12 protein-coding genes and 1 riboswitch are annotated in these 13,009 nt (G+C 71.9%); of the genes, 4 read left to right on the forward strand and 8 right to left on the reverse strand.

All coding sequences use genetic code 11. The annotated features are described in order from the left end of the window. Positions 1–22: 22 nt before the first annotated feature. Both ACIDOF_RS24205 and ACIDOF_RS24210 read left to right on the forward strand, forming a co-directional pair. Entirely contained in the window at positions 23–589 is a 567-nt protein-coding gene (locus tag ACIDOF_RS24205) for a carboxymuconolactone decarboxylase family protein (RefSeq protein ID WP_409008164.1), read from the forward strand. Positions 590–655: 66 nt separating this feature from the next. Continuing rightward, positions 656–2,116, forward strand: coding sequence for a M20/M25/M40 family metallo-hydrolase (locus ACIDOF_RS24210; RefSeq protein WP_409008165.1), 1,461 nt, complete (start codon positions 656–658; stop codon positions 2,114–2,116). Between the two features lie 22 nt (positions 2,117–2,138). On the opposite strand, the gene ACIDOF_RS24215 is transcribed toward ACIDOF_RS24210, so the two are convergent. Together ACIDOF_RS24215 and ACIDOF_RS24220 are read right to left on the reverse strand one after the other, a co-directional pair. Further along, entirely contained in the window at positions 2,139–2,960 is an 822-nt protein-coding gene (locus ACIDOF_RS24215) for an SGNH/GDSL hydrolase family protein (protein ID WP_409008166.1), read from the reverse strand. Between the two features lie 176 nt (positions 2,961–3,136). Continuing rightward, on the reverse strand, positions 3,137–3,781 hold the full coding sequence (locus ACIDOF_RS24220) for an isochorismatase family protein (RefSeq protein ID WP_409008167.1): 645 nt from the start codon (positions 3,779–3,781) through the stop codon (positions 3,137–3,139). A 247-nt stretch (positions 3,782–4,028) separates the two neighbouring features. Between ACIDOF_RS24220 and ACIDOF_RS24225 the strand changes: the two genes are divergently transcribed. Next, on the forward strand, positions 4,029–5,297 hold the full coding sequence (locus ACIDOF_RS24225) for an amidohydrolase (RefSeq protein ID WP_409008168.1): 1,269 nt from the start codon (positions 4,029–4,031) through the stop codon (positions 5,295–5,297). A gap of 83 nt (positions 5,298–5,380) precedes the next feature. On the opposite strand, the gene ACIDOF_RS24230 is transcribed toward ACIDOF_RS24225, so the two are convergent. Next, entirely contained in the window at positions 5,381–6,283 is a 903-nt protein-coding gene (locus ACIDOF_RS24230) for a peptidoglycan DD-metalloendopeptidase family protein (protein ID WP_409008169.1), read from the reverse strand. 4 nt (positions 6,284–6,287) lie between these two features. Further along, positions 6,288–6,446, reverse strand: a riboswitch (cyclic di-AMP (ydaO/yuaA leader). 459 nt (positions 6,447–6,905) lie between these two features. On the opposite strand from ACIDOF_RS24230, the gene ACIDOF_RS24235 reads away from it, so the two are divergent. Further along, positions 6,906–7,703, forward strand: coding sequence for a tyrosine-protein phosphatase (locus ACIDOF_RS24235; protein ID WP_409008170.1), 798 nt, complete (start codon positions 6,906–6,908; stop codon positions 7,701–7,703). A gap of 18 nt (positions 7,704–7,721) precedes the next feature. Here the strand turns inward: ACIDOF_RS24235 and ACIDOF_RS24240 are convergent, their stop codons facing one another. From ACIDOF_RS24240 to hpnH, 5 genes are all read right to left on the reverse strand, one after another. Then, positions 7,722–7,838, reverse strand: a complete 117-nt coding sequence (locus ACIDOF_RS24240; RefSeq protein ID WP_308944148.1) for a DUF6126 family protein — start codon at positions 7,836–7,838, stop codon at positions 7,722–7,724. A 59-nt stretch (positions 7,839–7,897) separates the two neighbouring features. After that, entirely contained in the window at positions 7,898–8,509 is a 612-nt protein-coding gene (locus ACIDOF_RS24245) for a helix-turn-helix domain-containing protein (RefSeq protein WP_409008171.1), read from the reverse strand. Positions 8,510–8,583: 74 nt separating this feature from the next. Next, positions 8,584–9,984: an aspartate aminotransferase family protein gene (locus tag ACIDOF_RS24250; protein WP_409008172.1), complete on the reverse strand. Its 1,401-nt coding sequence runs from the start codon at positions 9,982–9,984 to the stop codon at positions 8,584–8,586. Beyond that, on the reverse strand, positions 9,984–11,897 hold the full coding sequence (dxs, locus tag ACIDOF_RS24255; RefSeq protein WP_409008173.1) for a 1-deoxy-D-xylulose-5-phosphate synthase: 1,914 nt from the start codon (positions 11,895–11,897) through the stop codon (positions 9,984–9,986). The genes ACIDOF_RS24250 and dxs overlap by 1 nt, the downstream gene beginning before the upstream one ends. Before the next feature lie 90 nt (positions 11,898–11,987). Further along, the gene (gene hpnH / locus ACIDOF_RS24260; RefSeq protein WP_409008174.1) at positions 11,988–13,004 is read right to left on the reverse strand and encodes an adenosyl-hopene transferase HpnH; all 1,017 of its coding nucleotides are present in this window, start codon (positions 13,002–13,004) and stop codon (positions 11,988–11,990) included. Positions 13,005–13,009: the final 5 nt, after the last annotated feature.

A 13,009-nucleotide genomic window follows, 5' to 3' on the forward strand; every position in this document is an offset into this window, starting at 1 on the left:
ACGTTCTCTGGAGGTGGCCCTCATGGCCCGGATCTCGCTGAAGCCGCGCAACACCGTCCTCAACCGCTTCGTGCAGTGGTACAGCCGGAAGGCGTACGGCAAGGTCATGGACCCGGTGCTCGCGTCCGGGCACCACCCGAAGCTGCTGTGGTCGCAACTGCGGTTCGAGCAGGGCGTGGGCCGCTGGGACAAGCTCGACCCGGATCTGAAGGCGCTGGCCGTGATGGCGTCGGCGGCGTCGATCGGCTGCTCGTGGTGCATGGACTTCGGGTACTGGAAGGAGCACGGCCGGGGCATGTCCGAGCGCAAGCTGCGGGACGTGCCGGTGTGGCGGGACAGCGACGCGTACACGGACTCCGAACGGGACGTCATGGAGTACGCGGAGGCCATGACCGCCAACCCGCCGGAGGTGTCGGACGAGTTGGCCGCGCGGCTGGTGGGCCGGCTGGGCGAGCCGGCGTTCGTGGAGCTGACGATGATGGTCGCGGTGGAGAACCTGCGCTCCCGCTACAACGCGGCGCTCGGCCTGACCAGCCAGGGCTTCAAGGACTCCTGCGACCTGCGGGAGGCCCCGGCACCCAGCCGCTGAGCGGCCCCCGGGGTGCTCAACTCCCGCCCCATTGCCGAGAGTTGAATACGCAACGACAATCGGCGCATGCCACAGCAGACTCCTGAACCACCCGGAACCCGTGGGCCCACCCGCCGCCCCGGAACGCCCCGCAGGACCCTGCTCTCCGCCGCCGGTGTCGCGGCCGTGGGCGCCGGGGCCGGTCTCACCGCCGGCCCGGCGCACGCCGCCGAGCGCCCCGCCGGACCGGCCGGCGCGCCCGCGACCGCGCAGCCCCCGTCGCCCGAACTCCGGGCGCTGCTGCGGGAGATCGACCCGAAGCGGATCGAGGCGACGGTGCGCCGCCTCGCCGCGTTCGGCACCCGTCACACCCTCTCCAGCCAGGACCACCCGGAGCGCGGCATCGGCGCGGCCCGCGACTGGATCAAGGCCGAGCTGGAGCGGTACGCGCGCCCCAGTGGCGGCCGGATGACGGTGGAGCTCCAGTCGTACGTGCAGGAGCCCGCGCCGCGCATCCCGGAGCCGACGCGGATCACCAACGTCGTGGCCACGCTGCGGGGTTCGGTCGCCCCGGAGCGGGTGTACGTGGTGTCCGGGCACTACGACTCGCGCGCCTCGGACGTCATGGACGCCACGAGCGACGCCCCGGGCGCGGACGACGACGCCTCGGGCGTGGCCGTCGCGCTGGAGCTGGCGCGGGTCATGGCGACGCGGCGGCCCGCGGCGACGCTCGTGTTCGCGGCCGTCGCGGGCGAGGAGCAGGGCCTGTTCGGCGCGGCCCACATGGCGTCCCGCTTCAAGGAGGCGAAGACCGACGTCCAGGCGATGTTCACCAACGACATCGTCGGCAGCTCCACCGCGGACGACGGCTCTCAAGACCCGTACGTCATACGGCTGTTCGCGGAGGGCGTGCCCACCTCGGAGACGCCCGAGGAGGCGGCGACGCGGCGTTCGGTGGGCGGCGAGAACGACTCGCCGTCCCGGCAGCTGGCCCGGTTCGTGCGGGACACCGCCGACAACGACGCGACCGGCATGCGGGTGCGGGTGGTCTACCGCAGGGACCGCTATCTGCGCGGCGGCGACCACATCCCGTTCCTCGAACGCGGCTACCCGGCGGCCCGGTTCACCGAGCCCGCCGAGGACTACGCGCACCAGCACCAGGACGTGCGCACGGAGGACGGGAAGCAGTACGGCGACCTGCCGGAGTTCTGCGACTTCCCGTTCATCGCGCGCGTGGCGCGGGTCAACGCGGCCGCCCTGTGGACCCTCGCGACCGCCCCCGGCACCCCGCGCGGCGTGCAGATCCGCACCTCGGCGCTGACCAACTCCACGGAACTGCTGTGGGAGCGCGGCCCGGAGCCCGATCTCGCGGGCTACGAGGTGGTGTGGCGCGAGACGACCGAGCCGGAGTGGACGCACGTCGTCGACGTGGGCGACGCGACGGCCCACGAGGTGGACCTGTCCAAGGACAACGTCTTCTTCGGCGTCCGCGCCGTGGGCCGCTCGGGCGCCCGCAGCCCGGTGGCGTTCCCGAAGCCGCTGCGCTGAGCCCCGCCCCGCTGACGTACTGTCAAGAAGTGGCTTCCAGCTGCGACTTGAGGACGTACGGGTCGATGACGCCCTTGGCCGACACGTGGTCGCCGGAGGACTCGCCGCGCAGCCTGCGGCCGATCCACGGCACGAGGTACTCGCGGGCCCACTGGATGTCGTCGCGCCGCACTTCGAGGGTGCCGCGCGGCGGCAGCGGCGGCCACGGCTGGTCGGGGTCGACCGGGACGTCGAGGCCGAGCACCTGGGCGGCGCGCAGCGCGACGCGCGTGTGCCCCTCGGGCGAGAGGTGCAGCCGGTCCCCGTCCCAGGCCCGCCGGTCCTGCACGGACTTGAGGGACCACAGGTCGAGCACGGGGCAGTCGTAGCGGTCGGCGACGGCGCGGACATGCGCGTTGTACGTGGCGATCTTGCCGCGCAGGTGCCGCAGGACGGGCACGCCGCGGGTGTCGAACCCGGTGGTGACCATGACGGTGCCGACGGACTTCTTGAGGTCCATCACGGCCCGCTCGAACCGCTCGGCCACGTCGTCCGGGTCGGTGCCGGGGCGGATGATGTCGTTGCCGCCGGCGCAGAAGCTGACCAGCTCGGGCGCGAGCTCCTTGGCCCGCGGCACCTGGTCGGCCACGATCTGGTCGAGGAGCTTTCCGCGTACGGCGAGGTTGGTGTACGCGAAGGTGTGCTCGGGGTGCCGGTCGGACAGGAGCACGGCGAACCGGTCGGCCCAGCCGACGAAGCTGCCGTCCGGGCCAGGGTCTCCGACGCCTTCGCTGAAGCTGTCGCCTACGGCCGCGTACGAGCTGGGGACCGCGGTGCTGGTGAGGGGTGTCGAATCGTCTGCCACGTCGGCATATCTTTCACCTTGCTAAGTGACCTACGCCACCGTAAGTAGGGGTTGACTCCTGGTGAGAAACACCATTGGTAAAGAGTCGATCAAGCCGGAATAGGGTCCGACGCCCCAAGTGGACGGATTCATTCCGACCGGTCCGGCCGCCTGGTCCGCCCGTTCGCCCCGTACGTTCACTCCGTACCTGTGATGCCGAGCCGCTCGCGCTCCGGGAAGTACCACCGCATGACCTTGCGGAGCTTGTCCGAGTCCTCGCGGGCCCAGTTGCGCATGAGCTCGCTGCCGAAGGAGATCGCGGTGACCGGGCGGGCGCCCGCGGCGGTCATCCGGTCGAAGGCGCGGGCGTGCGCCACGGGCGTGATGCCGCCGACGGCGTCCGCGACCGGGAACACCTCGTACCCCTCGGCGAGCATGTCCAGGGTCGGGAACGTCAGGCAGACCTCGGTCCACAGGCCGCCGATGACGACCTTGCGCCGGCCGGTGTCCTCGATCGCCGCGCGGAACTCGTCGTCCTCCCAGGCGTTCACGCCGGTCCGGTCGATCTCGGTGACGCCGGGCAACTCCTCCAGGATCGCGGGGTCCGTCCCCTCGTTGACGCCCATGTCCACGCCCACGGTGCTCAGGACCACGGGCACCTCGTACGCGGTGGCCAGCTTGGCGACGGCGCGGACGTTCAGGTCGATCTCCTCGCGGCTCGACGACGTGACGGTCGCGTACTGGCCCGGCTGGTAGTCGATCAGCGCGACGACACAATTCTCCGGAGTGAGCAGCCGGTCCGCCGTCGGGTCGCGCTGGGGTTCCGGTGCGAGCTTCGGCACGGCTCTTCCTTCCCGCGGGCAATGGGCCTCTCCCCCGCCGCCTCCCCCGCCGCCCCTCCAGCCATCGTGACGCCTTCCGCCGACCCCCGCGAACGCACCGGCGCCCGAGGCCGCGGCCGTCCGCGACGTCGCACCGCCGTCGCCCCGCCCCCGCCGAACCGATGTCTCACCGTCCCCGCCGAGGGGCATCACCGCAACGTGCCCGCGCCCGCCGAGCGCACCGCGCCCCGTACCGAGAGGGAGCCCCATGACCGCATCGCCCGCGCCGCTGCTCACCGGGATCGAGGACCGGCTCGCCTCCCTGCAGGACCTCTACCGCGATCTGCACGCCCACCCGGAGCTGTCCCACCAGGAGGTGCGGACGGCCGGGATCGTCGCCGCGCGGCTGCGGGAGCAGGGCTGGAGGGTCACCGAGGGCGTGGGCGGCACCGGCGTGGTCGGCACGCTCGCCAACGGGCCGGGCCCGGTCGTGCTGCTGCGCGCCGACATGGACGCCCTGCCGGTGCGCGAGGCCACCGGCCTGCCGTACGCGTCGACCCGTACCGCCGTGGACGCCGACGGGGAGACGGTCCCGGTGATGCACGCCTGCGGGCACGACCTGCACGTCACCTGCCTGCTCGGCGCGACCGCGCTGCTCGCCGCGAACCGGTCGGCCTGGCGCGGCACGGTCGTGGCGGTGTTCCAGCCCGCCGAGGAGGTCGGTGGCGCCCCCGCGATGCTCGACGACGGCTTCCTCGACCGCTTCCCGCGCGCCGACGTCTGCCTGGCCCAGCACGTGGCCCCCGCCCCGGCCGGGCTCGTCGCGCTCCGGCCCGGCCCGATGACGGCCGCGGCGGACGGCCTGGCGGTACGGCTGCACGGCCGGGGCGGGCACGGGTCGAGCCCGGCGTCGACGGTCGACCCGGTGGTGATGGCCGCCGCGGTCGTGCTGCGGCTGCAGACGGTGGTGTCCCGGGAGGTCGCCCCGGAGCGCACGGCCGTCCTCAGCGTGGGCTCGATCAACGCCGGGACGCGCGAGAACGTCATCCCGGACACCGCCGACCTGAAGCTGACCCTGCGCAGCACGACATCCGACGTACGGGAGCAGCTCCTCGCGGCCGTCGAGCGGATCGTGCAGGCGGAGGCGGCGGCGTCGGCGGCGCCGAAACCGCCCGAGACGACCCTGCTGAGCAGCTTCCCGGCGACGGTCAACGACCCGGCGGCGAGTGCGACCGTCGACGCCGCGTTCCGCACCGCGCTCGGCGCCGACGCGGTCCTGACGCTCCCTCAACCCCTCACCGGCGCCGAGGACTTCGGGGTGTTCGGCAGCGCCCTGGGCGTGCCGTCGGTGTACTGGGTCTTCGGCGGCCTCGACCCGGCCGGCTTCGCCGGGCTCGCCCCGGCCGACCTGGCGACCGGCCTCCCGCCCCACATCCCGCACAACCACTCCCCGCTGTTCGCCCCGGTACCGGAGCGGGCGGTGCGGGACGGGGTGCGCTGCCTGCTCCTCGCGGCGGGCGCGTGGCTGGTCCGGTGACGTTCAGGGCGTGTCCGAAACGTACGACGGACCGGCGCTCGGGATTCCCGAGTGCCGGTCCGCGTACGGGAGCAGACGCCGCGTCAGACAGTGACGCCGTGCGAGCGCAGGTACGCCAGCGGGTCGACGTCGGAGCCGTAGCTCGGGCCGGTGCGCACCTCGAAGTGCAGGTGCGGTCCGGTGGAGTTGCCGGTGGAGCCGGACAGGCCGATCTGCTGGCCGCCGCTGACGGTCTGGCCACTGGCCACGTTCAGGGAGGTCATGTGGGCGTACTGGGAGTAGTGCCCGTCGGCGTGCCGGATGACGACCTCGTTGCCGTACGAGCCGCTCCAGCCGGCGGAGACGACGGTGCCCTCGCCGATGGCCTTGATGGGCGTGCCGGTCGGGACGACGAAGTCGGTGCCGGTGTGGTAGCCGCTGGACCACATGCCGCCGGCGGTGCGGTACGCGGTGGAGACGGCGGCCTCGACCGGGGCGGTGAAGCCGTCCGCGGCGGCGGGCTCGGCCTCGGCCGGGGCCGACTCGGCCTTGGCGGGCTTCGCGGGCTCGGCCGCCTTGGCCGGGGCCTTCTTCGCGGCCTTGGGCGCCTCGGCCTTCGCACCGCCGACGGTCAGCTTCTGGCCGGGCAGGATCAGGCCCGGGTCACCGCCGACGACCTTGCGGTTGTCCTCGTACAGCCGCTTCCAGCCGCCGTCCACGTCGAGCTGCCGGGCGATCCCGGAGAGGGTGTCGCCGGAGACCACGGAGTACGACTCGGCGGCCTTGGAGGCGGCCTGCGGGGCGGTCTGCGGTGCGGCCTGCGCGGCGGACTGCGCGCCGGCGGCGGCCAGTTCGGTGGTGGCGGGGGCGGCCTCGGGGGCGGCGGCGTTCGCTCCGGTGGCACCGAGCAGCGGCAGCGCGAGCGCGGCCGAGCCGGTTCCGGCGACGGCGAAACCGCGGGTGAGGCGCAGGGACTTGGGACGGCGGTGCTTACCCTTCGCGGGCATGGCGAATTCCTCTCCGGCGCCTGCGAGGTGAGCTGTCGGGTTCGGGCTGGAGCTGCCCGGCCGCGTTTCCGCGACTTCACCCCAAGCCGCTCCGGTGGACCGGATCCGGCGTTTTACCGTGGGTCCCCCGCTCCTGCCGTGCACGGGTGGGTGTGCGGGAATCCGGACGGCGGCAGGATTGGGCGTCCGCCCGGACGTCGGCGACCGTAATGGAGCGAAGAGCGGGCCGACAAGGATTCAATTCCCGGGCCCGCACGGAACGGTGATCCTTTCTCGAATTCACGGTCACACTCCGTCGACACGGAAACTTCAAGGGCGTTCAGGCATAAGGAAATCGCCCGCCGGAGACCGCCACGCACCGTCACGAATATGATCCCGCTCACGACAGTTCGCCCCACCTCCCTTTACTCCAGGGCCAGTTACCGCGAACACCCTGAAACGGACATTGAAGGCGAACTGCAGAATGTGCGCCGATTGCCGCAAGCTCCCCAGCCCGTTCGCCGCACTTCCCCCCGCCCCCGGACAACTGCTTGCCCCAGGAACTCATGTCGTACGTGTGTCGTATCGTCGAAGACGCGCCCCGTCGACGAGCAGCGCCGACGGCCGAATGGGAGGAGCCCCCGTGACGCAGCAGGTCCCGTCGACAGAGCCCGAGCTCGCAGGGGTACGCAACTTCCGGGACCTCGGCGGGCTGCCGACCGTCGACGGGCGCCGGGTGCGGGCGGGACGCCTCTTCCGCAGCGGCCACCTCGCGCACGCCACGGAGGCGGACGCGGACTTCCTCGCCGGCCTCGGCCTGCACACGATCTTCGACTTCCGCAACGCCGCGGACCAGAAGCTGGAGGGCCAGGACGTCGCCCTGCCCGGCGTGCGGAACGTGAACCTGCCGCTGACCGACCCGGCCGACGGCGCCGAGTTCTGGAAGATGGTCCGCGAGGGCGACACGGCCCAGCTGCGCGGCCTGCTCTCCGACGGCAAGGCGGCGAACCGGATGATCACGTCGTACCGCACGATCATCAAGGAGCGCACGGCCGAGCACAGCCACGTCCTGCACGCGCTCGCCGAGGACAGCGTGCCGGCCCTGATGCACTGCGCCGCCGGCAAGGACCGCGCGGGCCTCTCCATCGCCGTCACGCTGCTCGCGGTCGGCGTCGAGCGCCCGGCGATCGAGGAGGACTACCTCCAGTCCAACGCGGCCCACCGGCGGTACAAGGTGCACCGCAGCAGCACCTCCCCCGACGCCATGTCCGACGAGGTGATGGAGCTCCTCAGCCCTCTCTTCGACGCCCGCGCCGAATACCTGGCGGCGGCGTTCACCACGATCGAGGAAACCTGGGGCACGGTCGACACGTATCTGGAACAGGGCCTGCGGATCACCCCGGAGATACGCGAACGCCTCCGCGCCAACCTGCTCGACTAGAACACCGCAGCGCCCGGATCACTGGTTCTGGCCGCCCAGGGTGAACAGCAGATAGACGAACGCCGCGAAGAGATGCCCCACGGCCACATAAATGATCAGCCGGACCCAGAGGCCACGGGGAAACTTCTCCTCCATGGAACGCCGGGCGGGCTGCTGCGCGGCATTCTCGCTGCCGATCGCGTCGTCTTCGGTGTTCATCGCGGTTCCCCTCGGGTGGGCCCGCCCAGGCACAACGCGGTGGCGGGGCTCTGCAGCAGCGTGTGGACGAAGAGGAGGTCGGCGCCGCCCTCGTCGGCGGCCCCGATCCGGTGCGGGGTGAGCGAGTCGAAGTGCGCGCTGTCCCCCGGGTCGAGCGTGTGCGCGGTGTCCCCGAGATGCAGCCGCAACCGCCCTTCGAGTACGTACAGCCACTCCTCGCCCGGATGCACCCGCACGATGTCGCCCTGCGCCCCGTGCGGCACATGCACGCGCAGGGCCTGCATCCCCCGCCCCGCGGCGCCCGCCTGCCAGTACGTCCAGCCGCCGGCCCGCGTCGGCTCCATGTCGGCGGCGCGGACCACCGCGTCCCGGTCGGCGACCGTCTCGCCGAGCAGCTCCGACACCGTCGTACCGTAGATACGGGCGAGCGAGAGCAGCACCGGCAGCGAAGGCTGGCGGTGGCCCGTCTCCAGGCGGGACAGATGGGCGGGCGAGAGCCCGGCGGTGCGGGCCGCGGCCTCCAGGGTCAGCGCGGAGCGGCGGCGCAGCTCGCGCAGCTGCGGGGCGACGACGGCCGGCAGGGCCGGTTCCGGATCGGCGGAGCTCATACCGTCGATTCAGTCAGAGACATGCCTCTGGGGCAAACTTTTTGCCTCAGAGGCAAAGGCACCCTTTCGAGGGCTCACCGCCCCGCGACGGCCTGCTTCACCAGCGTCCGCCCGAAGTCCCACATCAGTCCGCCCCCGCTGTGCGCCTCGTCCATCACGGCCGTGAACGCCCCGACGAACCGCTCGACCTCCCGCTCCCCCACGACCAGCGGCGGAATCAGCTTGATCACCTCCAGGTGGTCCCCGGAGACCTGCGTGAGAATCCGGTGCTTCTGCAGCAGCGGCACGACCACCATCTGCGCGAACAACCCCTTGCGCGCCACCTGGAGAGCGGCCCAACGGCTGCGCAGCTTCAGCGAGTCGGGCCGCCCGAACTCGATGCCGATCATCAGGCCCCGGCCGCGTACCTCGTGCAGCAGCTCGTAGCGGTCGACCAGCGCCGCGAGCCGGGACTTCAACTGCTCGCCCGTGGCCCGGGCGTTGGCGACCAGCTGCTCGTTCTCGATCACCGACAGGACGGCGAGCCCCGCGGCCATGGCCTGGGCGTTGGACCCGAAGCTGGCCGAGTGCACCAGGACCCGGTCCATCGACGAGTAGACCTTCTTGAAGATCCACTCCTTCCCGAGCGTCGCGCCGACCGGCACGTACCCGCCGGACAGCGCCTTCGCCACGCACACCAGGTCCGGCTCGACGCCGTCCTCGTGCTGGTACGCGTAGAAGTCCCCGGTCCTGCCGAGCCCCGTCTGCACCTCGTCCGCGATCAGCAGCGCCTTGTGCCGGTGCAGCAACTCCTGGGCGGCGCGCAGGAATCCGGGCGGGCAGGCGTGCACGCCCTTGCCCTGGATCGGCTCGACGACGAGGGCCGCCACGTCCCCGTGCCGCAACTCCCGTGCCAGCGCGTCCAGATCGCCGAGCGGCACCGCCGTGTCGGGCAGCAGCGGCGCGAACCCGTCGCGGAACCCCGCCTCCCCGTTGACCGAGAGCGCCCCGGCGGTCAGCCCGTGGAAGGCGTGCGTGCAGTACAGGACCCGCGGCCGGCCCGTCGCGTACCGGGCGAACTTCAGCGCCGTCTCCACCGCCTCCGTGCCGCTGTTGCCGAAGAACACCCGGTCCAGGTGCGGGCTGTGCGCGAGCAGCTTCTCGGCGAGCAGCCCGGGCAGCGGCTGGCAGTCGAACCGGGTGAGGTCGGCGAGCTGCGCGTCGAGCACGTCGTGCAGCGCCTTGCGGACGACGGGGTGGTGGCGGCCGACGCCCATCACGCCGAAGCCCGCCAGCATGTCGAGGTAGTCGTTCCCGTCCGCGTCCCAGAAGTACGCGCCCTCGGCCCGCTCGTAGACCTTGTCGAAGCCGATGGTGTGCAGCATGCGGGGCAGCTGATGGTTGAGGTGCCGGGCGTGCAGCTCGTACCGCTCCGCGCCCCGCTCGGCCAGCAGCGCGGCGAGGTCGAATCGATTCTGCGGCTCCTGCGGCGTCATCACGCTTCTCCTTGCGGGGCCTGGTCGGGCGTACGGGCCTTGCGGGCGAGGCTCGCGCCGATGCGTCCGGCGATGTCGACGGGGGTGAGCCCGAGGTCGGCCAGGACCTCGCCGCGCTTGGCGTGCGCGAGGAACTGCTCGGGCACGCCGAAGGTGCGCAGCGGCAGGTCCACCTCGGCGTCCTGCAGCGCCTGCCCGACGGCCGCACCCACCCCGGACGTACGGGAGTTGTCCTCGACGACGGCCACGAGCCGGTGCCGGGCGGCGAGTTGCGGCAGCGCCGGGTCGACGGGCTTGACCCAGCGCGGGTCGACCACCGTGCAGCCGATGCCGCGTGCGGCGAGCAGTTCGGCGGCCCCGAGGCAGACCTCGGCCATCACGCCGACCGCGACGAGCAGCACGTCCGGCGCCTCGCCGGCGGCGGGCAGGTGCAGCACGTCCAGGCCGCCGATCCGGTCGACGGCGGGCACCGCGGGTCCGGCGCACTCCTTCGGGAAGCGGACCAGGGTGGGCGCGTCGTGCACGTCGACGGCCTCGCGGAGCTGGGCGCGCAGCTGGTCGCCGTCACGGGGCGCGGCGATCCTCAGGCCCGGCACGACCTGGAGGACGGAGAGGTCCCACATGCCATTGTGGGACGCGCCGTCGGCCCCGGTCACCCCGGCCCGGTCGAGCACGAACGTCACGCCGCAGCCGTGCAGGGCGACGTCCATGAGCAGCTGGTCGAAGGCCCGGTTGAGGAACGTGGCGTACACGGCGACCACCGGGTGCAGTCCGCCGCTCGCCAGGCCCGCGGCCGAGACGACGGCGTGCTGCTCGGCGATGCCGACGTCCCAGACCCGCTCGGGGAAGCGCTCCGCGAACGGGCCGAAGCCCACCGGGTGCAGCATGGCCGCCGTGATGCCCACGACGTCGGGCCGCTCCTCGGCGATCGCGACGATCTCCTCGCCGAACACCGACGTCCAGGACGGCCCGCCCGCGGGCGTGAGCGGCTCGCAGGTGTGCGGGTCCATCACGCCCACGGTGTGGAAGCGGTCCGCCTCGTCGGCGAGGGCCGGCTCGTAGCCGCGGCCCTTCTCGGTGATGCAGTGCACGAGCACCGGCCCGGTGAACCGTTTTGCCTGCCGCAGCGCGGCCTCGACGGCCGCGACGTCGTGCCCGTCGACCGGCCCCACGTACTTCAGGCCCAGGTCCTCGAACATGCCCTGCGGCGCGAACGCGTCCTTGAAGCCCTTCTTCGCGCCGTGCAGCGACCCGTACAGCGGCTGCCCTATCACCGGCGTGTGCTGCAGCACCTCCTTGCCCCAGGCGAGCACCTTCTCGTAGCCGTCGGTGGTGCGCAGTGCGGCAAGGTGGTCGGCGAGGCCGCCGATGGTGGGGGCGTACGAGCGCTCGTTGTCGTTGACGACGACGATCAGCGGGCGGTCCTTGGCGGCGGCGATGTTGTTGAGCGCCTCCCAGGCCATGCCGCCGGTGAGCGCCCCGTCCCCGATGACGGCGACGACATGGCTGCGCTCGCCGCGCGCGTCCCGGGCCTTGGCGAGCCCGTCGGCCCAGCCGAGCGCGGTGGAGGCGTGGCTGTTCTCGACGATGTCGTGCTCGGACTCCGCACGCGAGGGGTAGCCGGAGAGGCCGCCCTTGCCGCGCAGCTTGGAGAAGTCCTGCCGCCCGGTGAGGAGCTTGTGCACGTACGACTGGTGGCCGGTGTCCCAGACCAGCCGGTCGACGGGCGAGTCGAAGACCCGGTGCAGGGCGACGGTCAGCTCCACCACGCCCAGGTTGGGCCCCAGGTGACCGCCGGTGCGGGTGACCGCGTGGACCAGGAACTCCCGGATCTCCCGGGCGAGTTCGCCGAGTTCCGCTCCGTCGAGCGCCTTCAGGTCCTGCGGCCCCCGGATGTTCTCCAGGATCGTCATGCGGGCCCCCTCTCGAAGTGGCACGTCTCCAACTGGCGCGTCCCGTACGGCCGCGGGCGGCCGGCTCGTGGGCCGGCCGCCCGGTGAGCGTCAGCCGCTCGTGACGGTTTCCCGCATCGCCCGCAGCGACTCCTTCAGCGAGCCCATCGTGGCGAGCACGGCCGTCGGCTCGTATCCGCAGTGCGCCATGCAGTTGGCGCAGCGCGGGTCCTTGCCGCGGCCGTACGCGTCCCAGTCGGTCTCCTCGATGAGCTGCCGGTACGTCGGCACATAGCCGTCGCTCATCAGGTAGCAGGGCTTCTGCCAGCCGAACAGCGAATAGTTCGGAATGGCCCAGGCCGTGCACGGGAAATCGACCTTGCCCTCGAGGAAGTCGAGGAACAGCGGCGAGTGGTTGAGCCGCCAGCGTCCGCGGTTGCCGCCCGCGAAGGTCTTCTTGAAGAGTTCCCGGGTCTGCTCGACGCCGAGGAAATGCTCCTGGTCGGGCGCCTTCTCGTAGGCGTAGGCGGGCGAGAGCATCATCTCGTCCACCTGCAGGTCGTCGTTGAGGAAATTCAGCACCTCGATGACGGTCTGCGGGGTGTCGGTGTTGAAGAAGGTCGAATTGGTGGTGACCCGGAAGCCGCGCCGCTTGGCCTCCTTGATGGCCTCGACCGCCTCGTCGAAGACGCCTTCCTTGGCGACCGACTCGTCGTGCCGTTCCCGCATGCCGTCGATGTGCACGGCGAACGCGAAGTACGGCGAGGGCGTGAACTTCTCGATCTTCTTGCGCAGCAGCATCGCGTTGGTGCACAGGAACACGTACTTCTTGCGGGCCACCAACTGCCGTACGATCTCGTCGATCTGAGGGTGCATCAGCGGCTCGCCGCCGGCGATGGACACCATCGGCGCACCGGACTCCAGAACGGCGCCGACCGCCTGCGCCACCGGCATGCGCTGCTTCAGCACCCCGGCCGGGTGCTGGATCTTTCCGCAGCCCTCGCATTTCAGGTTGCACGCGAAAAGCGGTTCGAGCTCGACGATCAGCGGGAACTTGTCCCGCTTCCGGAGCTTCTGTTCGAACAGATACGTAGCCACCTTGATGGACTGCCTCAGCGGCATGGCCATGACTC

The organism is Streptomyces sp. Da 82-17 (assembly GCF_046098215.1).
GTDB lineage: Bacteria > Actinomycetota > Actinomycetes > Streptomycetales > Streptomycetaceae > Streptomyces.